Source organism: Tsukamurella sp. TY48, assembly GCF_019656655.1.
Taxonomy (GTDB): domain Bacteria; phylum Actinomycetota; class Actinomycetes; order Mycobacteriales; family Mycobacteriaceae; genus Tsukamurella; species Tsukamurella strandjordii.
Genome location: NZ_BPMV01000002.1, coordinates 1076939 through 1101333 on the forward strand (window position 1 = coordinate 1076939; position 24395 = coordinate 1101333).

Annotated in this window: 11 protein-coding genes; 5 read left to right on the top strand and 6 right to left on the bottom strand. The window is 71.2% G+C overall.

Annotation, left to right across the window (positions count from 1 at the left end):
- Positions 1–379 precede the first annotated feature (379 nt).
- Genes TTY48_RS20880 through TTY48_RS20890 form a run of 3 tightly spaced genes read right to left on the bottom strand, consistent with a single transcriptional unit; the run spans position 380 to position 15583 of the window.
- Complete coding sequence (locus tag TTY48_RS20880; RefSeq protein ID WP_220659524.1) at positions 380–5818, bottom strand: biotin carboxylase N-terminal domain-containing protein; 5439 nt, start codon at positions 5816–5818, stop codon at positions 380–382.
- 46 nt (positions 5819–5864) lie between these two features.
- Positions 5865–6248, bottom strand: coding sequence for a holo-ACP synthase (locus TTY48_RS20885; RefSeq protein WP_220659525.1), 384 nt, complete (start codon positions 6246–6248; stop codon positions 5865–5867).
- 17 nt (positions 6249–6265) lie between these two features.
- On the bottom strand, positions 6266–15583 hold the full coding sequence (locus TTY48_RS20890) for a type I polyketide synthase (protein ID WP_220659526.1): 9318 nt from the start codon (positions 15581–15583) through the stop codon (positions 6266–6268).
- A 319-nt stretch (positions 15584–15902) separates the two neighbouring features.
- Between TTY48_RS20890 and TTY48_RS20895 the strand changes: the two genes are divergently transcribed.
- On the top strand, positions 15903–16724 hold the full coding sequence (locus TTY48_RS20895; RefSeq protein ID WP_220659527.1) for an NAD-dependent protein deacylase: 822 nt from the start codon (positions 15903–15905) through the stop codon (positions 16722–16724).
- On the opposite strand, the gene TTY48_RS20900 is transcribed toward TTY48_RS20895, so the two are convergent.
- Positions 16699–17364, bottom strand: a complete 666-nt coding sequence (locus tag TTY48_RS20900) for a hypothetical protein (protein ID WP_220659528.1) — start codon at positions 17362–17364, stop codon at positions 16699–16701. The genes TTY48_RS20895 and TTY48_RS20900 overlap by 26 nt on opposite strands.
- 753 nt (positions 17365–18117) lie before the next feature.
- On the opposite strand from TTY48_RS20900, the gene TTY48_RS20905 reads away from it, so the two are divergent.
- The 3 genes from TTY48_RS20905 (at position 18118) to TTY48_RS20915 (ending at position 19954) form a co-directional block, all read left to right on the top strand.
- The gene (locus TTY48_RS20905; RefSeq protein ID WP_220659529.1) at positions 18118–18498 is read left to right on the top strand and encodes a hypothetical protein; all 381 of its coding nucleotides are present in this window, start codon (positions 18118–18120) and stop codon (positions 18496–18498) included.
- On the top strand, positions 18499–19080 hold the full coding sequence (locus tag TTY48_RS20910; protein WP_220659530.1) for a DUF3558 domain-containing protein: 582 nt from the start codon (positions 18499–18501) through the stop codon (positions 19078–19080).
- A 61-nt stretch (positions 19081–19141) separates the two neighbouring features.
- Positions 19142–19954 carry a shikimate 5-dehydrogenase gene (locus TTY48_RS20915; protein ID WP_220659666.1) on the top strand — a complete coding sequence of 271 codons (813 nt, stop codon included), beginning with the start codon at positions 19142–19144 and terminating at the stop codon, positions 19952–19954.
- A gap of 34 nt (positions 19955–19988) precedes the next feature.
- Here the strand turns inward: TTY48_RS20915 and TTY48_RS20920 are convergent, their stop codons facing one another.
- Complete coding sequence (locus TTY48_RS20920; RefSeq protein ID WP_220659531.1) at positions 19989–21440, bottom strand: NAD-dependent succinate-semialdehyde dehydrogenase; 1452 nt, start codon at positions 21438–21440, stop codon at positions 19989–19991.
- Positions 21437–22789, bottom strand: a complete 1353-nt coding sequence (gene gabT, locus TTY48_RS20925; protein ID WP_220659532.1) for a 4-aminobutyrate--2-oxoglutarate transaminase — start codon at positions 22787–22789, stop codon at positions 21437–21439. Before gabT ends, TTY48_RS20920 begins: the two co-directional genes overlap by 4 nt.
- 126 nt (positions 22790–22915) lie before the next feature.
- Between gabT and TTY48_RS20930 the strand changes: the two genes are divergently transcribed.
- Positions 22916–24391: a PucR family transcriptional regulator gene (locus TTY48_RS20930; protein ID WP_220659533.1), complete on the top strand. Its 1476-nt coding sequence runs from the start codon at positions 22916–22918 to the stop codon at positions 24389–24391.
- The last annotated feature ends 4 nt before the right edge of the window (positions 24392–24395 follow it).

Here is a 24395-nt window from a genome sequence, read left to right on the forward strand (position 1 = left end):
CGTCTGGACGCCGGACGGTGCCCTACTGCTCTTTCGCTCCCCCATCCAGCGCCGATGCGCGCGCACCGCGGTTCGTCCCCCACCCCACGATGTTCCTCCCGCGGGGACGGACGACGACGCAGGGGAATCGGCGAGGCGCGGGGGACGGACGACGATGCAGGGGAATCGGCGAGGCGTGGGGGACGAAATCGGCGGCCCCACTCCCGGCGGGGAGACGGTGTCCCCCTGATGCCGTGGCCTCCCTGCTCCAGCTGCGACGGGGAGGCCGGGCGAACGCGGGGAGGCGACGTCCCGGCAGGGAGCGGGCATTGGGGGTGAGCAGTGTGAGGAACGACGAAGGGCGCCACCGGAGAACCGGTGGCGCCCTTCGTTGATCGAGCTACTTCTGCGAGGCCTTCGTGATCACCGAGATGATCTTCGGGCGCAGATCGGACGCGGCGACGATCTCGTCGACCGAACCGACCTCGACGGCGCGGCGGATGCTGTGCACCTGGTCGAACTCCGCGGCCACCTCGCCCAGCTTCTCGGCGCGCACCGAGGCACGCACCTCCTCCAGCTCGGCGGCCAGTGCGGCACGCGCGGTGCCGGAGACACCCGCGATCCGGTCCTCCAGCGCCTTGACCCGCGGGTCGGCTCCGGTGCGGGAGTTGACCTCACCGGAGAAGACCACGGCCGCGGCGGGCGCGCCGCCGAGCACCGAGGCGAACGAGCCCTCGATGGCCAGCACCGTCATGTTCGGGTTGAGCCGCTTGGAGAACACCACGAAGGCGCCGCCGTGGTACCGCGAGATCACGCAGAACACGATGGGGCCCTTGAAGTTGACGATCGCACGACCGATCTCGGCGCCGTACTCCAGCTGGAGCTTGCGCAGCGACTCCGGCGAACCGTCGAAGCCCGACAGGTTGGCCAGCACCACCAGCGGACGGTTACCGCTGGCCGCGTTGATCGCGCGGGCCGCCTTCTTCGACGACTGCGGGAACAGCGTGCCGGCGGTGTAGGTGTCCGGACCGTCGGTGGCCGGGAAGCCCAGCCGCGGAACCGACTTGGACTCGATGCCGAGCAGAGCCACCGGGGTACCGCCGATGTGCACGTCCTGCACCACCGCGGTCTCCGCATCGGCCATGCCGGCCCAACGCTCCAGGATCGGGTGATCCTGATCCGACAGGGCGCGCATCACGGTGCGGATATCGAAGGGCTTCTTGCGGTCCGGGTTCTTCTCCGAGGAGAAGATATCGCCCACCGTGGTGAAATCGCTGTCGGCGATCCGGTGCGGGAAGGCCGTGATGTCGCGGTCCGACGGATCGTTGGTCTGCGATGCGCGCGGAGCGGCCTCGCCCGGCGCGACGTAGGTGTGCGCGTAGTGCCGCATGAGGATGTCGCGCGCGCCCAGCAGATCCGGCGCCCAGTACTGCGCCTGGCCGTTCGGACCCATGATCCGGTCGTAGCCGCCGATGCCGAAGTTGTCCTCGGCGGAGACGCCGCCGGAGAAGTCCAGCGACTGCTTGCCGGTGAGCACCATGGCCGACTCCGGGGTCATCACCAGCACACCCTTGGTGTGCATGAGCATGGTGGCCTCGGCGTTCCAGTACGGCTGCGCGCCCACGTTGATGCCGGCGGAGACGATGTTGATCTCGCCGCCCTCCTGCGTGAACTCGACGATCTTCTTGAGCGCCTCGGCCACCCAGTCCATGTTCTCGGTACCCGAGTCCATGGAGATGCGGGCACCGGCGGACAGGGCGTACCACTCGACCGGCACCTGCATGCGGTCGGCGAGATCGATCGCGGCGATGATCCGGCGACACTCCCCCTCGGCGAGCGCACCGAGCGACTTGGTCGGATCGCCCAGCAGCAGCACGCGGGTGATGCCCTCGGGGTACTCGGGAGTGGCGGTCTTGATGACGCCCGCCACGATGCCCGCCGTGTTGCGGCCCTTCGGCCGGTTCACCGGAACCAGGACGTCGGCGATATCGCCGTCGGCCAGGTCGTACTCGGTGAAATCGCCCAGCAGGCCCGTCAACTCGTACGGGTAGGCGGTGTTGCGGCTCGCGGCGCGCAGCACCTTCTGGCGATAGCCGTCGATCGGCTCCACCGGCTCGTCGCTCGGGCCGCCCTCGAAGAACACCGCGTTCCCGGTGGGGCTCAGCGCGATCCGCACCTCGGTCTTGGAAAGCACACCCGCATCGTCGCTGCGCCGGCCGATGAACAGGACCTCCTCGAGGCCCGCGCCCGCGGCGATCGACTCCACGTGCCGCACCACCTCCGCGATATCGGCCTCGCTGAGGTCGATCGGCGGCCAGATGTACATCACGATCCGGTTGGTGGGCAGGCGCTTCGCCGAGGGCTGCGCCGCCTGGGCCCGGCGGATCGAGTCCACGCAGGTGGCCAGCACGATCTCGGCCGCCGGCAGCGCCAGCAGGTTCCCCTTGCCGTCGCGGACCGCCGTGAGGTCGCGGACCTGGGCGAAGGCCACCAGGCGATCGTCCGCCGGGTTCTCCTTGGCGACGGCGCGGTACAGGTACACCTCCTCGTCGTCCGAGGACGGCAGCCGCGTGAGATCGAAGCGGCGCAGCCGCTCCAGCTGCATGCGCTGCGCGATGTACGGGTGCAGGCCGCGGATCAGGCGGTCCTCGGCGACGCCGTTGGCCGCCGACCGGAAGGTGAAGTGGTGGTGCATCACCGAGCCGTCGGTGCCCGCGACGGTGACCGTGACGCGCCGGACCTGCGGCGGCAGCGGGTGGGCGCTGAGCGCGTTGTCGAGCACCACCGCCATCTCGTCGAAGTCCTCGGGCTGCTGCTCCCAGCTCAGGTAGATGTCGGCGTCGACCGACGCCGCGCCATCGGCGACCTTCGCCAGACCGGTGATCGCACCGGGCAGGCCCCGGTAGTCCACCGCGGTGGAGGCCAGCAGCGCACCGTCCTTCTCCGCGACCACGAAGACCGTGCCGTCCACGTCCTGCGTGCGGACGTCGCCGAGGCCCTTGTTGCCGTAGTACCGGCGCGTGAGAACCTCGAGCATCACGGTGTTATCGGACTGCGCGCCCGAGACCAGGCGCTCGCCCAGCAGCGCCACCAGCGGCTCGGTGCTGCGCACCATCTCGCCGATGCGATCGGCGCGGTCGGCGGCGTCGGCCTTGCCGTCGAGGTAGGTCAGGTTCTCGCGGACCTGCGAGTACACCGACTGCCGGTTGCCGTGCAGCAGCGGCTGACCGAACCACGCGAAGACCACGCCGCGGGCGAGATCGGCGATCGCCGGGTACCGCGACTGGGTGGCACCGATCAGGCGCTCCAGCGTGGGCCGCGCCTCCGCCGATGCGGCCGGGGCCGGCTCGCGCAGCCACTTGCGCAGCAGCGTGGTGATCGCACCGACGGTGTCCTTCGGGCGCTGCAGCGCGAGGAAGATGCGGAAGACCGCACCCTCCAGATCGGACGTGCGCTCCAGCTCGGTGATGCCGTAGTGCGACAGTGCCGCCGTCAGCTTCGCCTGGAAGATCTCGGGGATGCCGGCCCGCTCGACGTCGAGGCTGCGCAGGTAGGTGTGGAAGTGCTCGCGCGGGCTGTGCACCTGATCGTCGCTGACCGCGCTCCGCAGGCTCAGCTCGGCGAGGTCGGCGAAGACGCCGGCCAGGGCCAGCTCGTCGGCGACCGGGCCCGCGCCGACCTCGGTGCGAGCGGCCAGGTAATCGTCGAGCACGCGCCGATCGTCGGCGGGATCGCGATCGAAGCCGAGCAGCAGGCTGCGCAGATCATCGCGCCCGCGCGCGGCGCGGGCCTCGGCATCGGCGGCGTCGGGCTCGGTGACCAGGTCGAGCGGTGCCGCCTCGCCCACACCGGCGGCCTCGGCCTCGTCGCTCAGGGGCTCCAGGCGCAGCATCGCCGCACCGGCCTCCACCTGGCTGCCGACGGTGACCGTGATCTCCTTGAGCTTGGCCGAGAACGGCGCGCGCAGCACCGTCTCCATCTTCATCGATTCGAGCACCAGGATCGGGGCACCCGCCTCGACCTCATCGCCCACCGACAGCGGCACGGCCACCACGAGAGCCGGTGCGGGAGAACGGACAACGCCACCCTCATCGCGACTCACGCGGTGCGTGACACCGTCCACATCGACCACGTGCACGGGGCCGTGGGTGCCGGTGGTGAGCCGGTACCGGACGCCGTTGACCACGGCCTGCCCGGTGTGATTGTCGAACCGCTCCAGATCGACGTCCGCGGTGCGGACCTCGGGGCCGTTCTCGATCACCAGGCGGAAGCGGTGCGCGCCCGTGCGGGCGACCCGCACGCGGTAGCTCGCACCGCGCAGCTTGAAGTCGAGCGGCTGACCGCTCTCGTGCTGCACCTGGGGACGGCCGCCGGAAGCGGTGGCGAACAGACGCTGCAGCTCGGCCCGCTCCTCATCCTCGTAGGCGTCGATCGCAGCGGAGGCGAGAGCGACGGCGGTGTGCCGGTCGGCCACCAGGCGGCCCTCGCCGCGCACGCGGTCGATCCACCCGGTATCGGCGCTGCCGTCGATGACCTCGGGCTGGTTCAGCAGATCGAGCACGAAGCTCTTGTTGGTGGCGCCGCCCTCGATGATCACGCGGGTCTCGGTCATGGCGCGGCGCAGTCGGCCCAGGGCCTCGTCGCGGTCGCTGCCGTACGCGATCACCTTGGCGATCATCGAATCGAAATCGGCGGGGATGGTGTCACCCTGCGAGACGCCGGTATCGATCCGGATGCCCGGGCCCGCAGGCAGGTCCAGCAGCGCGATCCGGCCGGGGGCCGGTGCGAAGTCGCGGTCGGGATCCTCGGCGTTGAGGCGGGCCTCGATGGCGTGCCCGCGCTCGGTGGGGCGCTCACCGTCGAGCTTGCCGCCGGAGGCCACGTGCAGCTGCGCGCGCACCAGGTCGAAGCTGTTGGTGACCTCGGTGATCGGGTGCTCCACCTGCAGGCGGGTGTTCACCTCGAGGAAGGCGAGCAGATCGTCGCCCGGGTGGTAGAGGAACTCGACGGTGGCGGCACCGCGGTAGCCGACCTTGATGGCGAGGCGCTCCGCGGACTCCTTGAGCCGCTGCACCTGCTCCGGTCCGAGCACCGGCGAGGCCGACTCCTCGATCACCTTCTGGTTGCGACGCTGCACCGAACAGTCGCGCACGCCGAGCGCCCACGCCGTCTCACCGTCGGAAATCACCTGGACCTCCACGTGGCGGGCACCCGTGACCAGGCGCTCCAGGAAGACGACGCCGCTGCCGAAGGCGCGCTCGGCCTCCTCGCGGGTACGCAGGTAGGCCTCTTCGAGATCGGCGTCCGAGGCGACCATGCGGATACCGCGACCGCCGCCGCCCGCGGTGGCCTTGAGCATCAGCGGGTAGCCGATGTCCTTCGCCTTGTCCTTGGCCTCCTCCAGCGTCTCCACCGGGCCGCGGCTCCACGGTGCGACCGGGACGCCCACCTCCTCGGCGATCAGCTTGGCGCCGATCTTGTCGCCCAGCTGACGCATCGCGTCGGCGCTGGGGCCGACGAAGGTGACGCCCACCTCCTCGCACTTCTCGGCGAAAGCGGGATCCTCGGCGACGAAGCCCCAGCCCACCCACGCCGCGTCGGCGCCGGTGTCCTTGAGGGCCTGGCCGAGCAGCTCCAGGTTCAGGTACGGGCGGGCAGATGCGGGCCCGAGGTCGTAGGCGATGTCCGCCTCACGCACGAAGGTCGCGTTCCGATCCACGTCGGTGTAGAGGGCGACGGTCTCGATCTGCTGACCGGTTTCGGCGGCCAGGTCGCGCACGGCATGGATGAGGCGCATCGCGGCCTCGCCGCGGTTCACGATGGCGATTCGGCTGAACACTCGCTGTTTCCCTTTCGGATATGTCAGGTACGGGGCTGGCCCGCGCTCAAGTCTTCTCGATCACCGCGACCGCAGCCGCGGTATCACCGTCGTGGGTGAGTGAAACATGGATCGTCGCGTCCGGCCCGAGGTCGTCCGCGATCCGTCCGTGGACGCGCACCGCGGGGCGGCCCCAGGCGTCCGAGACCACCTCCACCTCACGCGCTCCGATCTCCTTCTCGGCGGGCCGCTGAGCGTAGTAACCCGACGAGAACGCTTTGAAGACCGCCTCCTTGGCCGCCCACCGGGCTGCCAGCGACCGGACGTCGCCGGCGGCGTCGCGCCGCTCGGCCGGGCTGAACGACGAGAGCATCGTCGTGCCCGGCCGGGCGAGCTGCTCGGCGAAGTCGGGAACGTTCACCAGATCGATCCCGACACCCACCACAGCCATGGCGGGCAGCCTATCGGCTACTGGCATCCACCGGCGCACGACGTCCCGTCGTACGTGCCGTCGCGTCCCAGGCGCAGGTCGTCGTCCAGCAGCAGCGCGGCCTCGCGGCTGTCCGTGGTCTCCGACGAGGAGTCGGCGCCGAAGCGGCGACCCGCCGGGGGCTTGCGGTACAGACCCGACCGGCCGCACATGGCCGACAGCACCGCACGCCGTCCGGCGACCTCCCGCTCCCGGGCGGCCGCGATGTAGGCGGCCCGCTCCTGCGGCGCCAGCGAGGCCAGGAAGGCATCGCGGTGCACCACCGCGATCAGGCCCGAGACGTGACCGAAGCCCAGTGAGGTGAGCAGGCCCGCCTTGGGACGGAAGCCCTCCCCGAAGCGTGCCGTCTCACGCAGCCACACCAGGTGCGGGTACTTGCGCATCTCGTCGTCCACGCAGTCCAGGCTGCGGTTCGGGGGAACCACGCCCTCGTTGAGCATCTGGCACATGCCGATCAGCTGGAAGGCCGCCGCGCCGCCCTTGGCGTGACCGGTGAGCGACTTCTGCGAGACCACGAACATCGGGGCGCCCTCGCTCCGGCCGATCGAGGCGGCGATCCGCTCGTGCAGGTTCGCCTCGTTCGGATCGTTGGCGTTGGTCGAGGTGTCGTGCTTGCTGATGATCGACACGTCGTCCGCGGCCACACCCAGACGCTGCAGGCTGCGCGCCATCGGCGACTGCGCGCCGCCCGCCGCCACCGACAGCGCACCCATACCGGGCGCCGGGATGGAGGTGTGCACACCGTCGCCGAAGCTCTGCGCCCACGCCACCACGCCGAGGACCGGCAGGCCCATCTGCGCGGCGATGTCGCCGCGGGCCAGCAGGATGGTGCCGCCGCCCTGCGACTCGACGAAGCCCGACCGGCGGCGGTCGTTGGCGCGCGAGAAGCGGCGCGGGTCGATGCCCTTGGCGAGCATCTTCTCGCTGTCGGCGGTGGCCTGCATCATGCCGAAGCCGGTGATGCCCTCGATCGACAGGTCGTCGAAGCCGCCGGTCACGGCGAACAGGGCCTTGCCGACCTTGATCTTGTCGACGCCCTCCTCGACCGAGACGGCCGCGGTGGCGCACGCGGCGACCGGATGGATCATCGCGCCGTAGCTGCCCACGTAGCTCTGCACCACGTGCGCCGCGACGACGTTTGGCAGGGCCTCCTGCAGGATGTCGTTCTGGTTCGGCTCGCCCAGCAGGGTATTGATGAACAGGTCGCGCATCGAGCTCATACCGCCCATGCCCGTGCCCTGCGTGTTGGCGACGTGCGCCGGGTGCACGTACTGCATCAGCTCGGCCGGCTCGAAGCCCGCGGAGATGAAGGCGTCGACGGTGGCCACCAGGTTCCAGATGGCCAGCCGGTCGACCGACTCCAACATCTCCGGGGAGATGCCCCAGTGGCTGGGATCGAAGCCGTCGGGCACCTGACCGCCCACGCTGCGCAGCAGCTTGGTGCGGCGCGGCACGCGGATCTCGGTGCCCGCCTTGCGGGTCACCTGCCACTCGCCGGTCTCCATCGGCACGGCGACGGTGTTCTCCGGGTCGGCGTCGACGAAGGCCCGGGCCTCCGCCTCGTTGGCGACCACGAAGGTCATGTCCTCCGGGAGGAAGACGGAGACCAGCAGCGGCGCCGTCTTGTCCTCGATGTCACCGTCGTCGCTGAACTCGCGGATGCCGCACCGCTCGACCACGGCGTCGTGGTACTTGTCGGCGAGCTCCGCCTCGGGCACCAGCTCGCCGGATTCGGCGTCGTACCAGCCGGGCTCGGGATCGTTCTCCCACGTGACCATGCCGGTCACCCAGGCCAGCTCGGCGACGCCTGCCGCGGAGAGCCGCTCGTCGACCTCCATCTCGAAGCGGGTGCGGGCGGAGCCGTACGGGCCCACCTCGCCGGCGCCCACGATGACGACCATGTCCTCGGGGCGGGCGTCGATGCCGTCCCACACGGGCTCGGTGATGGTGGCGACCGGGGCGCCCGGGAGCGCGGCGATGGTGCCCTCGTCCTCGGCCTCGGCGGCCTCGGCGAGGCGCGCCTCCATGGCCTGATCGGCGAGCGCCTTCATGTCCAGGCTCACGCCGCCCAGCCCACCGGTGAGGTCGGCGTACAGCGGCGCCTGCGCGGCGCGCTCACGCGCCTCCGGGGTGGCGTTGGCGAGCAGCTGATCGGCCATCTCGAAGGTCGACCAGGTGCGCACACCGGCCGCCTCGACGGCCTCGACCAGCGGGTCGTTACCGCCCATGAGGCCGGTGCCCCGGACCCAGCCGATGATGGCGTGCGCCAGGGTCACTCGCTCCGACCAGGACTTCTCCGCGTTCCATCGGGTGACCAGGGCGTCGAGCGAGGCCTTCGATTCGCCGTACGCGCCGTCGCCGCCGAACATGCCGCGGTTCGGCGAGCCGGGCAGCACCACGTGCAGCTGCGAGGCCAGATCGGTGTCCTTACCGATGGCGGACAGTCCGGCGATGAGCCGCTCCACCGACCACAGCAGGATCTTCATCTCCAGCTCGGCGCGCGGTCCCGCGTCGGCCATATCGCCCGAGACGCGCGGTGCGGCGAACGGGAACAGCAGCGTGGGGACCAGGGCCTCCTTGTGGACCATCGTGTACGGGCCCACGGTCTCGGCCTGACGCTCACCGATCCACTCGACCAGCGCATCCACATCGGCGTAGCTGGACATGTTGGCCGGGACCACCCACAGCGCCGCATCGGTGCGGGCACTGTTGCGGTACAGCTCCTTGAAGAAGTTCAGGCGCTTCTCATCGAGGCGGCTGGTGGTGGCGATGACGGTGGCACCGCCGGCCAGCAGTCGGCCCGCCACCGCGGCCGCGATGGAACCGGCCGATGCGCCGGTGACCACGGCCACCTCGTCGGCGTACTCGCCGGGCTCGGGGTTGGCCTCGGCGAGACCCGCCAGGTAGGCGTAGGCCTGCGCGTGCTCGGGACGGCCCGCCTCGATGGCCTTCTTCTCCCACCAACGGGCCTGGTTCACCAGGACCGGTCCGGCGCCCTCGGCCGCAGCCAGCAGGTGCTTGCTGTAGGTCGGGAAGGTCGCCGGATCCATGCTCCACACGCGGAGCAGATCCTCGCGGGCGCTGGCCCAGCGATCGTCGAGCAGCACGGCCTTGTTGCTGTCGAAGGCCGGCGCCACAGCGGTGGCCCAGTCGTCGCCCAGCTCGGTGGCGATGAGCGCGGCCAGCTTCTCCGACTCGTCATCCAGCTCGGGCAGTGCGCCCTCGACCGTCTCCAGGCCCAGCTTGCGCAGCAGGGTGCGGGCCGAGGCGGCGAGCGCACCGTCGGGACCGGTGATGGTGGAGGTGAACTCGGCGAGCGCCGCGGCGTCGACGGTCGCACCGCCGCCACCGCCGCCCGCGGAGGGCTTGCCCACGGCGACGCCCTGGGCGGCACCCACCTCCATGACGGCGCGGTCGATCAGCGCGTCCAGGGCCGCGGCGTTGGAGACGGGACCGTCGAGCAGGGTGGCGAGATCGCCGCCGCGCACCGACGCGCCCTCGCGGGTGCCGGTGGCCAGCGCGAGCACGGTGTGCTGCGCCCAGCCGGCGCCGAGTTCCCAGGTGCCCGTGACGTACTCGGTGATGTAGTTCGGGCGCTTGCCGGTGGAGCCGAGCAGCTTGCGCAGCTGGTTGCCGACGGTCTCCGACAGCACCGGACCCAGCGGCTTGTAGGTGCGCGCCAGCTTGGTGACCGTGGTGGCCAGCGTGGGCAGATCGGCCTCCGCGGCACCGTCGATGGCGCCGAGGTTGAGCTCCGAACCCAGGTCGAGCAGGAGCTGGTTACGGCGCGAACTCACACCGTCGCACAGGGTCTCGATGGTGTCGGTCTTCTCCAGCTGATCCGGGCGCATCTTGGTCCAGATCGCGATCATCGCGCGGGTGGCGTCGGCGGCGTCGAAGGACAGATCGTCCGGGCGCGGTCCGCCCGCCGGTGCCGCGGGGGCGGCCGACGGTGCCGGGGCGGCCGCCGCGACGGGAGCCGGTGCGGCCGTGGCCTCGTCGGCCCCGGTCTCCGCCTCGTCCTCCGGGGCGTCCTCATCGGTCGCGAAGACCTTGGCGGCATCGCGCTCGGCGTTGAGCACGGTGGCCGCGGCCCGCTGGTACGAGGCCAGCGCCAGGGTGCGGCTGGCCAGGTTCGCGAGCGTCGGGGCGGACGCGAGGCCCACCTCGATGAACCGCTCCACGCCGAGGCCACCGTGATCGGTGTCGATGAGCAGCTGATCCTGCGTCTCGATCCACCGGACGGGGCTGGCGAACTGCCAGGCGAGCAGCTCGATGAGCAGGGTGCGGGCGGTGGCCATCGGGTTCGCCGCGGCGGCGTCCCAATCGGCGACCAGCTCGCGCACCGGCTCGCTGGGCACCACGTCGAGGATGGAGACCGCGAAGTCGGCGGTCAGCTCGAACGGGCGCGCCACCAGGTTCGGCAGGTACTTGCCCACCAGCTTGGTGTAGTCGAATTCGGCGGGCACCAGGTCGTCCAGGCGCGCGGCGAACTCGGGGACGCCGGCGCGCAGCACCGACGAGTGGAAGGGGATGTCGATGCCCGGCACCACCTGGAAGGCCTTGGGGCTGCCGGTGCGCTCGGCGATCGCCGACTCCAGCGCATCGAGGCCCGCCTTGTTGCCCACCACCACGTACTGCGCGCCGCGCAGGTTGAGGTTGACGATCTCGGCGTACTCGTCGGCGCCCTCGAGGCTGCCCTCGACCCAGTTGGCGAGATCGGCGTCGTCGACCTCGAACAGCTCGGGCCGGATGGCCGCCATGGCGTACGGGCTGCGGCCGTCCTCGTCGCGCGGGACCAGTTGCTGCATGATGCGCCCGCGGTGGAAGACGGTCTCCAGGATGGTGCCCAGCGGCAGCACACCGGCCGAGGCGAGCGCGTTGTACTCGCCCACCGAGTGGCCGGCGATGATCGGCTCGTCGACGCGGGCACCGGCCTCCTTCAGCTCGGCCAGCTGCGCGCAGGCCACGGTGGCCATCGCGACCTGAGTGAACTCGGTCAGGTACAGCACACCGTCGGGGTGGCTGTAGGTGGTGCCGTTGGCGCGGATGGACAGCGGGTTGTCGCGGACCACGGCGAGGATGGAGAAGCCGAGGTTCTCGCGGGTGTGCTCGTCGGCGGCGTCCCAGACCTCGCGGGCGGCCTTGCTGCGCGAGCGCTGGGCCAGGCCCATGCCCTTGCCCTGGATGCCCTGGCCCGGGAAGACGTAGGCGGTCACGGCCGGGAAGGCCACGGCCGACGCCGCCATCACCAGGTTCTCGCCGACGCGGGCGGTGATCTCGAGCAGCTCACCGCCGCGGTCGATGCCCACGCGCTCGACGGTGAACTGCACCTCGTCGCCCGGCAGGACCATGCCGAGGAAGCGGGTGGTCCAGCCGCGGATCTTGCGGTGCATGACATCGCCGTTGGACGCCGAGGTGACTTGCTGTGCGGCGGCGGAGAGCCACATGCCGTGCACGATCGGGCCGGGCAGGCCCGCGAGCGACGCCGCCACCTGGCTGGTGTGGATCGGGTTGTGATCGCCGGAGACGGCGGCGAAGCCGCTCATGTCCTGCGGCGCCTGCACCGTGACCTGCCGGACCCGCTTGCGCGGGGTCTCGGTCGCGGTCTCGCCGCGGGCGTCGCCGGCGGGCTGCGGGTCGGCCAGCTCGGCCTCGCCGGTGCGGCCGCGGATGGCGAACCGCTCGGTCATGGTGACGGCGGGCTCGCTCGCACCCGGGGTGCGCACGTCGATGCCGACGGTGACCACGGTGCCGATATCGGTGGCGGTGACGTCCTGCAGGCGCGCGGTGGCGCGGTAGGAGCCCGGCGCCGGGTTCGCGGCCAGCTCGATGGCGTGGTCCAGGTGGACCAGGTCGAGCATGCCCTCGACCACGGGGCGACCCTCGGCGTTCTTGGCATCGCCGACCACCGCGAAGGACGCGGGCCAGCACAGGCCGACGAAGGCGTCCGGCACGGCGAGCTGCTCGTCGCCGTACAGCGCCGAGAGCCCCACCGGGAGGCTGTCCGCGGTGATCGCGGCGTGATCGGCGGCGTCCTCGGCGCGGAAGTCGAAGTCGATCGTGGCGGCACCGTCGCGCACGGCGGGCAGTTCACCCGCGGCGGCCAGGGCGACCAGTGTGGACATGGCCTTGCTGGCCTCGCCGAGCTCGATCACCGGCACGCCGCCGTCGGCGCAGCTGTCGGGGACCTCGATGGGGATCACCAGCTCGGTACCGGACACCGGGATCTCCAGGCGCACGGAGTTCGGTCCGGTCACGCGGACGCGCGCACCCGTGTCGGGCTGCAGTGCAACGGATTCCGCACCCTCGCCGTGGATGGCCCAGGTGCTGCCGGCGCCGAGGCGCGCGATCGGGCTGTGCACGAGGCGTCCGGCCCACAGCACGTTGGTGGCGGCCAGGGCCCGGGCCAGCGGCACGGACTCGACGCCGGGCACCACGCGGCGACCGGCGACGGCCTCCGGGGTGTCGCCCGCGCTGGTGCGGCGACGCACGAGCTCGGCCTCGAACCGGTTCAGCAGCTCACCGACGGGCTCGTCGACGCGAGTGATGCCGGCCACGGCCTCCGGGCCGGGGATGATGCACACCTCGTCGGCGCCGTAGCGCGGGGAATGCGCCTGCCACAGCGAGTCCGAGCGCCACCAGCGGCGCACGTCCTTGTCGATGACGGGCACGAAGTTGACCGGCTTGCCGGGCGTGCGGCACAGCGAGACGAAGAAGGGCACATCGGCCGGGTGCAGCCGGGTGGAGGCGGCCTCCGGGTAGTGCTGCAGCAGCGTGTCGAGCGCGGCGTAGGCGTCGTCGGTGGCGGCGACGTCCGCGAAGGCGGTCTCGATCGGGCCGCGATCCTCGGCGGCGAGGCGGGCCTCGGCGCGGTGCAGCATCGACAGGAAACGGTCCTGGTGCGTGATGTCGAGCCAGCCGTAGTCGCCGAAGCGCTCCGGATCGGCCGCGGCGACCTGCGCACGGGTGCCCACCGACAGCTCCAGGTAGCGCTCGAGCCACTGGCCGTAGGTCATGGCGTCGGCATCGCCGAAGTAGGGCTTGGCGGTGCCGGCCATGGCGGCGACGATCTCGTCGCGGCGCTCGGCCACGGCGTCGCCGTCACCCGCGACCTCGTCGAGCAGGCGGCCGCACGCGGAGGCGGCGTTGTCGATCTCGTGGATGTCGGCGCCGAGCTGGCTACGACCCGAAGCCATTCCGCCGCCGGCGTGGCCGGCGCCGATCCAGTCCGGGGTGCCGGGGATCTCGGCCAGCATGCGCTTGACGTCGTCGGAGGTGGTGGCCTCCAGGGTCGCCATCGCGGCGGTGCCCACGAGGATTCCGTCGACCGGCATCGCGGGGGCGCCGTACTTGCGCGACCACTCGCCGGACAGGTACTCGGCGGCCAGCTCGGGCGTGCCGATACCGCCGCCCACGGCGAGCACCACGTTGCCGCGGTCACGCAGTTCGGAGTAGGTCGACAGCAGCAGCTCGTCGAGGTCCTCCCACGAGTGGTGGCCACCGGCCTTGCCGCCCTCGACGTGCACGATCACCGGGTAGCGGGGCACCTCGGCGGCGATCCGCGCCACCTGCCGGATCTGCTCGACGGTGCCGGGCTTGAAGGCCACGTAGCGCATACCGGCGTCGGTGAGCTCCTCGACGAGGGCCGTGGCCTCCTCCAGCTCGGGGATGCCGGCGGTGATGATCACGCCGTCGAGCGGGGCGCCCGCGGCGCGGGCCTTCTGCACGATGCGCTTGCCACCGAGCTGCAGCTTCCACAGGTACGGGTCGAGGAACAGCGAGTTGAACTGCGCCGCGCGACCGGGTTCGAGCAGCGCGGTCAGCTTGGTGATGTTCTCGGCGAAGATCGGCTCAGTGACCTGTCCGCCGCCGGCCAGTTCGGCCCAGTGTCCGGCGTTGGCGGCCGCGGCCACGATGCCGGGGTCGACAGTGGTGGGGGTCATGCCCGCGAGCAGGATCGGGCTGCGCCCGGTGAGCTCGGTGAACCGGGTGGAGAGCACGGTGCGGCCGTCGGGCAGCGAGACCAGGCGCGGCGCGAACTCCGACCAGGCCAGCGGGAGTTCGGGAATGCCACCGGGCGAGAACAGGTTCCGCGCTCCGCGCAGGGTGGTGGCGGGCACCAGGCCCACGCCGCGACCGCGGGCCGGGGCGGCGGCCAGGCGCGTGGCCAGATCGTCGGGGCCGAGGTCGATCAGCCAGCGCGCGCCCTTGGCGATCGCGGCGTCGACGTCGGCGACCCAGTCGACCTGCTCGACGAGCACGGCGGCGGCGAGGCGGCCGGCGCGCTCGGCGTCGAGGCCGCAGCGTTCGGCCCACTCGGTCACCAGGGTCACGCCGTCGGCGAGCGCCGGGTGATGGAAGCCGATGTCGACGGGGACGTCCTCGAACTTCGGCGCGAACGGCGCACCGCCGGTGAGCTTGTCCTTGCGCTCGGCCTCCTCGGTCTCCGCGACGGACTCGCAGAACTCCCGGAAGCCGGCGAGCAGCTTGGGCGTGCCGGTGAGCACGAAGGCGGTGCGGCTGTTGCGCACGGCCAGGACGGGGCCGCAGGCGTCGAAGGCGACGGTGGCGGTGAAATCGGCGAGGAGCTGCTCCAGCTTGTCCTGGCGGACGCCGGAGACGGACATCATCGGGGTGGCACCACCGAGAGCGACGAGGCCCTTGCGGCGGGCGACCACGCGGCCGGCGGCGCCGATCAGGCGCGCGATGGCGAGGAGGTCGCCCTCGCCCCCGCGGGAGGCGAAGGCCGCGACGGCGAGCTGTCCCTGCGAGTGGCCGATGGCGGCGACCGGCGGCACGTCCCACGGATCGAGCCCCTGGGCCTCCAGGCCGTAGAGCGCCACGAGCTGACTGAACAGGACACCGGGCACGGAGAAGACGGCACCGTCGACCTGGGGTGCGAGCGGGCGGCGGGACTGTCCGGCCTGCGGTGCGGCCGCCGCGTCGTCGGCCTCCTCGTCGGTGGTCTCGGCCTCGGAGGCGGCGATCGAGGCGTCGCGCCAGCGCATCGGGTCGAAGGTGAGGGCCTGCGCACGGAGCAGTTCGGCGCGCACCGGTTCGAGCACGCTGTCGGCGCGGGAGACGAAGCCGTCGAAGAGCTCGCGGTACTCGGGATCGTCGGCGAGGCCGGTCTGCTCGAGCAAGGAGACGAGGCCGGGCAGCCACGGGCCGCCCTGGCCGCCGAAGATCAGCGCGTACTGCTCGCCGGACGACAGCCTGTCCACGAGTGCTTCGTTCGACCGAGGGTTCTTCGCGGTGCGTGCTTGTGCGGTGACGAAGTCGTCGACAGTCATGAATCTCCTCGTGAAGAGCTCGTTGCGCACCGAATCACGGCGGCACGTCCGCGACCGGCTCGCGGAAACCCGTTATCCATGAGACCACAGGATTGCGACACCTCTGACGTGCGCGAATGTAACTCCCGGGTATACCCGCCAGTAAGTTATGAAAACCGATTCACGGGTGTATTCGGAAGCCAATACACCCGTGAATCAGCGCAGGTGAATACCTGCGTGATGCCGATCACCGATGTTTCCCGCCAGTAGCAGTTGTTATCGAATCGTTACCTTCTTCACGGGGGCCCGGCGGCGTCCGCCGGGTCGGTAGGCTGGACCGATGCAGCCCGGAATGCCCCCTTCCGACCGACCTGCGCCAATTCCCGTTCCGCCGGCGGTGGCAGAGCTCCTCACGACGGCCGACACCGTCGCTGTCCTCACGGGCGCGGGCATGAGCGCCGAATCGGGCATCTCCACATTCCGGGAGGCGCAGACGGGACTGTGGGAGAAGTACGACCCCGAGGAGATCGCCTCGGTGGACGCGTGGTCGCGCGATGCCCCGCTGGTCTGGGGCTGGTACCAGTGGCGCGCGTACGTGGCCCGGCAGGCGGAGCCCAACGACGGACACATCGCGCTCGCCGAACTGGGCGAGCACCGCACCGTCTCGATCGTCACGCAGAACATCGACGACCTGCACGAACGCGCAGGGTCCGAGGTCACCGCGCACCTGCACGGCAGCATGTTCGCACCGCGGTGCGAGTACTGCGGCACGCCCTACCTCGGGTCGGACGCCGAGCTGAAGGCCACACACGGCGAGCCCAGCCCGGAAATGCGGGTCACCCCGCCCACCTGCATGCAGTGCCTCTCGCAGGTCCGTCCCGGCATCGTCTGGTTCGGCGAACCGCTGCCGATGGACGCCTGGGGGCGCGCGGAGGCCGCGGTGCTGGCGGCCGATGTGGTGCTCGTCGTCGGCACCTCGGGGCTGGTCTATCCCGCCGCGAGGCTGCCCGAGATGGCGCTCGAGGCGGGCATCCCCGTGGTCGAGATCAACCCGGAGCCCACGCCGCTCAGCCGGCAGGCCACCGAGGTCTGGCGCACGACCGCCGCCACGGGGCTTCCGGCCCTGGTCGCGGCGCTCAATTCCGGCGCGGCTCACCCCTGACGGGCGGCCGCGGCGCCTCCGGGGCCTTGTCGGCCCGCCACTCGCCGATCACGCCCGGACCCACGAGCGGGAGTCCGCCCACCAGTTCCTCGCCGTTCGCCCGGTCGATGAGGTAGCCGGGCGTGCGATGCCGGCCGTCCCCCTGGCCCCGCTGCCCACCGGCCGCACCCGCGGGCACCCCGCCGAGCGGCATCGACGACCGCGCACCCGTGGTGGCGGACGCACCCGCCACTGCCGCGGGCGCCGTCCCCCGCAGCGAGGCCCCGTCCGGACGCAGTCCCAACGGGGAGGCGGTGGTGCCGCCGCCGCCGCGCAGCCCGGAGGTGCCGAGCCCACCGCGCCCCGCGGTACTCCCCGACGGTGTGACGCCGGCGGGCGAGAGCAGCGGCGACACCTGACCGCTCGTGTCGTAGGGCTCGGTATCGGTGAGGGCGCCGTCGGTGCCGTCCGGCAGGCCCGTGCCGCCCGCGGTGCCGTCGGCTCCGGTCCCGGTGCCCGACGGTGCGCCGACCCCGCTCTGCTGTCCCGAACCCGGTCCCCCACCGGTGGAATCGCTCGACGAGCCGAGGGCGTTCTGATCCGCCGTCGGTTTATCGTTGACCGGACTAGTCCCCGGCCCGGATTCTTGGGGCGTGCCCAATTGGCCGTCACCTGACTCACCCCCGCCCCTCGGAGTCGGGGAGCCCATGGCTCCCGGGGATGAACCACTTGCGCCCCCGTTGTCGCTCCCGCCGGGCCCTCCCAGCCCAGGTTCAAGATCGATGGTAATTTTCGTGACCACTGGGCCGAGCGGCATTGTGCTGCCGTCCTTTTGCAACGGCACGGTGTAGGTTGCGCGGATTTCGCTCGCGACCTTCGCTCCGGCGCTGTCGTTATAGGGGTCCCAGAACTTCAGATCGCGCAGCTCAATCCCCGGATCGGCGAGGTCGCTGAAACGCGTATTCGTGTCCCGCGCCGCTTTGGCCAGTGCTCCCAACTGGCGCGAAGTTTGCGCGACCTCCCAGTCGACCAGGTAGGACTGGCGTGCAAACCGACTGACATGTGCAAGGACGCCTGCGCCTGCCTCGCCCGTCCATCGCTGCGTAAGGGTTGCGATATCCCGCTCCAGTTCCGCGACACTTTGCGAGTGAGTCACTCCCGCCTGCCCAATCGATCGGCCATCCGCATCGAGGCCGTCGCCAGACATCGCCCGAGCGATCGCGCGGATCATCCCTGCCGACATGCGACTGAAGTCTGTCTCACCGATCGCCCTAAACCCCGCCATACCCATTAGACGCGCCAGGTAGCCACCCGGTTCCCTGCTCGCAAAGTAGCGGGAACCACAACGTGGCCTCGTGCGTCCAACTAGTGAAGGCTTGCACCCGAGGTGTACCGACGACACGGAGGAAGAGTCATGGCCGATGGCGAATTGGCGCAGATCGTCGATGCAGCGCACGAAGCGATCAAGGGTCGCCAGAACATGGTGTTCGACGGCAACCCGCACGAGGAACTCGCCCGGGCCCTCGAACGACATGCAACCCGAGTGTTCGAGGCAACGAACGACTTGCGCGAAATCGCAACACAGAACTTCCTCGGTCCTACTGAAGAAGGTGAAACAGCCACAGCTAATGTTCGGCTTGGTGTAGTCGAGCACGAACGATCGATCTACAACACCTTCGTTGCCCAGGCCGCGGAAGCACGATCCATCGCTGCGAGCATCCGCGAAACAGGACGCCGGATCCTCCGCACGGAGGGCGCCAGCGAAGCCGAGATCAATCGATTGATCGGAAGCTAGATGCGTGTCATCCCCTTCGCCCTGGCGGCTGCCCTCCTGGCGAGTGGCTGCGCCGTCTCCATCCCGGGCGAGCCCGTCGCAACCGGGAAGGCCCGCGCCTCAACTAAGCCCCTCCCGTTCACCCCTACCATCAAGAATCGCACCAACGACCGTACCGACGGCACTAGCTTCGAACCTTGCACGGCCTACACCGATGCCGAACTCATCGCAATCGACATCAATCCCTCTTCGATACGCGACGCAGCGCAAGTCGACGCCGCCAACTACCGAGGCTGCCGATGGAACGCCAACGACTACACCGACTCCCGCGGCGGCGGCCAATACTCACAGATCGTCGGCAGAGAAATGGGCCTCGACGAGTACAAGCGCTACATGAATACCCTGAAATGGCAACCCGACCGACAGGCCCACGGCCGCACGATCGCCTACGCCCCGGAGAAAAACTACTGCATCTCGGCCTTCGCATCCGAGCAGTCCATCGTCACGACAATCGCCGGGTCGACAAACCCCTCTCCCGGCAACAAGGCCGAATGCGATCGCGCGATCGCCTTCGCATCACTTGCTGTCTCCAAGGCCCCATAACTGTGGAGGCGCTCAAGTGAACACCGCCACCACCCCCTACGCTGGACCCGTGAGCGCCACCATCGGTATGCCCGATAAGGACACCGTGCTGTGCATGTCGCTGTCCGGCCGGCCCAGCAGCATCGGCACCCGGTTCCACAACTACCTGTACCGCGAGCTGGGCCTGAACTACCTCTACAAGGCGTTCACCACCACCGACCTTCCGGCGGCGATCGGCGGGGTGCGGGCGCTGGGCGTGCGCGGCTGCGCGATCTCGATGCCCTTCAAGGAGGCCGTGATCGAGCTGGTGGACGTGATGGAGCCGTCGGCCGCCGCGATCGATTCGGTGAACACGATCGTCAACGAGAACGGTGTGCTGCACGCCTACAACACCGACTACGCCGCGATCGCCTCCCTGCTCGCGTCGAACGAGATCGACCCGGCGCTGCCGGCGGCGGTCGCCGGATCGGGCGGCATGGCCAAGGCCGTGGTCGCCGCGCTGCGCGATCACGGGTGCACCGATGTCACGGTGGTGGCCCGCAACGCGGAGACCGGCGGAGCGCTGGCCGAGCAGTACGGGTTCCGCCATGCCACCGCCGCGCCCGACGGTGCGCACGTGCTGATCAACGCGACCCCGGTCGGGATGGACGGCGGGCCCGCCCGCGACGACCTGGCCTTCCCGCAGCCGCTGATCGAGGCCGCCGACACCGTCTTCGACGTGGTCGCGATGCCGCCGGAGACGCCCTTCGTGCGCGCCGGTCGCGCCGCCGGGAAGACGGTGATCACCGGTGCCGAGGTGATCGCGCTGCAGGCCGCCGAACAGTTCGTCCTCTACACCGGCATCCGCCCGGACCCGGAGCTGGTGCGCACCGCGTCCGAGTTCTCCCGCGCCTGAGCCGATCGCCCCGATCCGACTACCCCCGGGCTGATCACACGGCGGGCAGGGCCAGGTACTTCACGTTGAGGTACTCGCCGATGCCCTCGGAGCCGCCCTCGGCTCCGATCCCGGAGGCCTTGACACCGCCGAAGGGCGCGGCGGGATCGGAGATGAGGCCGCGGTTCACGCCCACCATGCCGGACCGGAGTGCGGCGCCCACGCGCTGCACGCGGGCGGCGTCGCGGGTGTAGAAGTACGCCGCGAGACCGTATTCGGTGTCGTTGGCCTCGGCGATCGCGGCGGCCTCGTCGGTGAAACCGCGCACCGTGGCCACGGGGCCGAAGATCTCCTCGCGCAGGATGCGCGCACCGCCCGGGACCTCGTCGAGGACGGTGGGGGCGTAGAAGTGTCCGGGCCCGTCGATCGCGCTGCCACCGGTGCGGACCACGGCACCGTCGGCCACGGCCTCGTCGACCAGGGCGGCCACGGTGGCCCGCTGCTTCTCGGAGATCAGCGGTCCGATCTCGCTGCCCGCCTGCGCACCGGCTCCCACGGTGAGCGCCGCGATCCGCTCGGTGAGTCGCGAAACGAACTCCGCCCGTACCGATTCGTGCACGAGGAACCGGTTCGCGGCGGTGCACGCCTGTCCCCCGTTGCGCATCTTGGCGAGCATCGCACCGTCGAGCGCGGCGTCGAGATCGGCGTCCTCGAACACCAGGAAGGGGGCGTTGCCACCGAGTTCCATGGAGGTGCGCAGCACCCCGGGCGCCGCGGCGGCCAGGAGCTTGCGGCCCACCGCGGTGGATCCGGTGAAGGTGATCTTGGCCAGATCGGGTTCGGCGAAGAGCGCGTCGGAGACCTCGGCCGGGGCCGAGCAGGGCAGCACCGAGAGCACCCCCTCGGGCAGACCCGCCTCGGCGAGCACCTGCGCGAGAAGCAGTGCGGTGAGCGGAGTCTCGGCCGCAGGCTTGACGATCATGGTGTTGCCGGCGGCGAGCGCGGGGCCCACCTTGCGGGTGATCATCGCCAGCGGGAAGTTCCACGGGGTCACGGCGTAGCACAGCCCGACGGGTTCGTGGGTCACCACGATCTGCCCGGTTCCGGCGGGGGCCGCGGCCGTGCGGCCGTTGATGCGCACGGCCTCCTCGGCGAACCACTCCAGGAAGCCCGCGCCGTAGGCGACCTCGCCGCGGCTGTCGGACAGCGGCTTGCCCATCTCGGCGGTGATCACGGCGGCGAACTCTTCGGCCCGCGCGGTGACGGCGTCGAAGGCCCGCCGCAGGATGCGGGAGCGTTCCCGCGCGGGGGTGGTGCGCCAGCCCTCCGCCGCGGCGTGGGAGGCGGCGACGGCGGCCCGCGCATCATCGGCACCGGCGTCGGCGACGCGGGCGATCACGGCGCCGGTGGCGGGATCGATCACGTCGAAGGTGCGGCCGGAGGCGGCGGGACGCTCGGTGCCGCCGATCGAGAGGCCGTGCACGGTGATGGTCTGCAGATCGGTCATGCGGGGACCCCGGCCTCGGCGCGGATCGCATCGACGAGCACGGCGACACCATCGGCGAGGGTGTCCTCGCCGATCACCAGCGGCGGGAGCAGCCGGATGACGTTGCCGTAGGTGCCGCAGGTGAGCACGAGCACGCCCTGCTTGAGGCATGCGGCGGCCACGGCCTTGGTGAGATCGGCGTCGGGGGTCGTGCCGTCCTCGCGGACGAACTCGATCGCCAGCATGAGGCCGCGCCCGCGGACATCGCCGACGGCGGGAACGGCGGCGGCCAGCTCCTGCAGCGTGGCTTTGGTGCGGGCGCCGAGCTCGGCGGCGCGGCCGGGCAGGTCGAGCTCGCGGATGCGGCCGATCGCGGCGAGCGCGGCGGCGCAGGCCACGGGGTTGCCGCCGTAGGTGCCGCCGAGGCCGCCCGCGTGCACGGAGTCCATGAGGTCGGCGCGGCCGACCACGGCCGACAGCGGCATACCGCCCGCGATGCCCTTGGCGAGAGTGATGAGATCGGGTACCACGCCCTCCTCCTCGCAGGCGAACCAGCGGCCGGTGCGGCCGAAGCCGGTCTGCACCTCGTCGGCGATGAAGACGACACCGTTCTCGCGGCACCATGCCGCGACCGCGGGCAGGAATCCCGGTGCGGGCTCGATGAACCCGCCCTCACCCTGGATCGGCTCGATGATCACGGCGGCCACCTGATCGCCGCCGATCTGCTTCTCGATCGCGGTGATGGCGCGGGCGGCCGCCTCGGGTCCGGTGAGGCCGGCCTGGTCGCGGAACGGGTAGGACATCGGCATCCGGTAGACCTCGGACGCGAACGGACCGAAGCCGTGCTTGTAGGGCATCGACTTGGCGGTGAGCGCCATCGTGAGGTTCGTGCGGCCGTGGTACGCGTGATCGAAGGCCACGACGGCGTTGCGGCCGGTGGCGTGGCGGGCGATCTTGACCGCGTTCTCCACCGCCTCGGCGCCCGAGTTGAAGAGCACGGCCCGACGGGGACCGTCGCCCGGCGTGAGTGCGACGAGCTGCTCGGCGACGGCGATGTACTCCTCGTACGGCGTCACCATGAAGCAGGTGTGGGTGAACCGCGCCGCCTGCTTCGCGATGGCCTCGGCGACGGCCGGGTCGCTGGCGCCCACGTTGGTCACGGCGATGCCCGCGCCCAGGTCGATGAGGCTGTTGCCGTCGACGTCGAGGATCACGCCGCCGTCGGCGTCCGCGGCGTACACCGGCGCGGTGGAGGCCACGCCCGCGGGGATCACGGCGGCACGGCGCTCGGCGAGCGCGCGGGAGGCGGGGCCGGGCAGCTCGGTGGCGAGCTGGCGGACCTGGGGCAGGCGATAGCTGATCGTGGGCACGGGGCCTCCTGGCGTCGTGGGCTCGCGGCGCGAGCGCGTTCCCTGTGAGGATCCACCACGACGCCCTCCGACCACACCTGCCGATTCGTCTACCGCGCGCCCTCGAAACACGCCATCATGTACACCATGACCACGACCGTCGCCTGGCTCGCCGGACTGCCGGACCTCCGCCTGCGCGTACGCGCGGGCAGGCGCGGCACGCACCGCGACATCCGCCACGTGCAGACCATCGAGCACGCCGAGCCCTTCGAATGGCTCTCGGGCGGCGAGCTCGTGCTCACCACCGGGGTCAGCCTGAGCGATGATGTCGATCGGACCGCGTACGTGCAGCGGATGGCCGAATCAGGTATCGCGGCATTGGGTTTCGGTGTGGGACTGTCGTTCCCCAGCATTCCCGCGGACCTCCTCGACGCCGCCGAGGCGGCGGGCCTACCGGTGCTGGAGATACCGCGATCGACACCCTTCGAGGCGGTCTCGCACGCGGTGCTCGACCAGTTGGCATCGGCCCGGTACGACGCCCTGCTCCGTGCGGCGCGGGCCCAGCCGCGGATGACCCGGGCGGTACTCCACGACGGTGCCTCCGCACTGGTGCGTGAACTCGCCGCCACGCTGGAGGGCCGAGTGGCCGTGCTCGATCGGGCGGGCGGCATCGTCGCCGCGCATCCGGCGGGATTCGTCCCCGAGGCGCTCCCCACCGCCACGGCGGACGCGTTGACCAGCTCCGACGCGGGCGGACAATCGGTGACAGTGCTGGCGATCGGACGGCGCGCCGAGCACGGCCGGCTGGTGCTGGTGGGCGAGCAGCCGCCCGGCCCCACCGGCCAGATCCTGCTCGGCCACGCGGCCTCGCTGCTCGCCCTCGACGCGGCCAAACCCGACCGCGTGCGCGCGGCGCAGGATCGGGTGGACGCCGCCGCCTTCGCCCTGGCGCTGGCGCACGGCGGCGAGACCGGGCTCGACGGCGCTGCGGGAGCCGACGGCCGGATCCGCGTGCTCGCCCTGCGCGCGGCCGATGAGGACGCCGCACACCGTGTGGAAGCGGCGGTCGGTGCGGCTCTGGCCGAGGCTCGGCGACCGGGGTACGTGCATCGCGCGGCTACCCGGATCGATGTGCTGGTGGCCTCCGACGTCGATACCGCCGCCGCCGATCGCCTCCTCTCGGCGCTGCCGACCGGGGTGCGCTCGACGACCTCGGCGGGCCTCGGATCGGCCCGGCCGTTGTCCCGGGTGCAGGAGGCGGCCCAGGAGGCCGCGATCCTGTTGGGCGCCGCGGAACGCGGGGGCCCGGTGGCCGATTCGACCACGACGGCGGGAGCGCTACTGCTGGCGCCCGGACCCGCACGTGAGGCGCTGACCGCGGTCGCGGACCGGCTCCTGCGCCCCCTGCGCGACCACGACGCCGAGCACGGCTCCTCGCTCCTGGAATCGCTGCGCGCCTACCTCGAAGCCAATGGCAATTGGGAGGAGGCCGCCGCGACGGCCGGAGTGCACCGGCACACGCTGCGGGCGCGGATCGGGCGCGCCGAGGCCCTGCTGGGGGCCGATCTCTCCTCGGCCCGGGTGCGCGCCGAACTGGTGCTCGCGCTGGCGACCGCCGACTGACCGG

Excerpts from the sequence above, each read along its gene's own strand:
- TTY48_RS20885 (WP_220659525.1), bottom strand. The coding sequence starts at position 6,248 with ATGGCTGTGGTGGGTGTCGGGATCGATCTGGTGAACGTTCCCGACTTC.
- TTY48_RS20890 (WP_220659526.1), bottom strand. The coding sequence starts at position 15,583 with ATGACTGTCGACGACTTCGTCACCGCACAAGCACGCACCGCGAAGAAC.
- TTY48_RS20895 (WP_220659527.1), top strand. The coding sequence starts at position 15,903 with ATGCAGCCCGGAATGCCCCCTTCCGACCGACCTGCGCCAATTCCCGTT.
- TTY48_RS20905 (WP_220659529.1), top strand. The coding sequence starts at position 18,118 with ATGGCCGATGGCGAATTGGCGCAGATCGTCGATGCAGCGCACGAAGCG.
- TTY48_RS20910 (WP_220659530.1), top strand. The coding sequence starts at position 18,499 with ATGCGTGTCATCCCCTTCGCCCTGGCGGCTGCCCTCCTGGCGAGTGGC.
- TTY48_RS20920 (WP_220659531.1), bottom strand. The coding sequence starts at position 21,440 with ATGACCGATCTGCAGACCATCACCGTGCACGGCCTCTCGATCGGCGGC.
- TTY48_RS20930 (WP_220659533.1), top strand. The coding sequence starts at position 22,916 with ATGACCACGACCGTCGCCTGGCTCGCCGGACTGCCGGACCTCCGCCTG.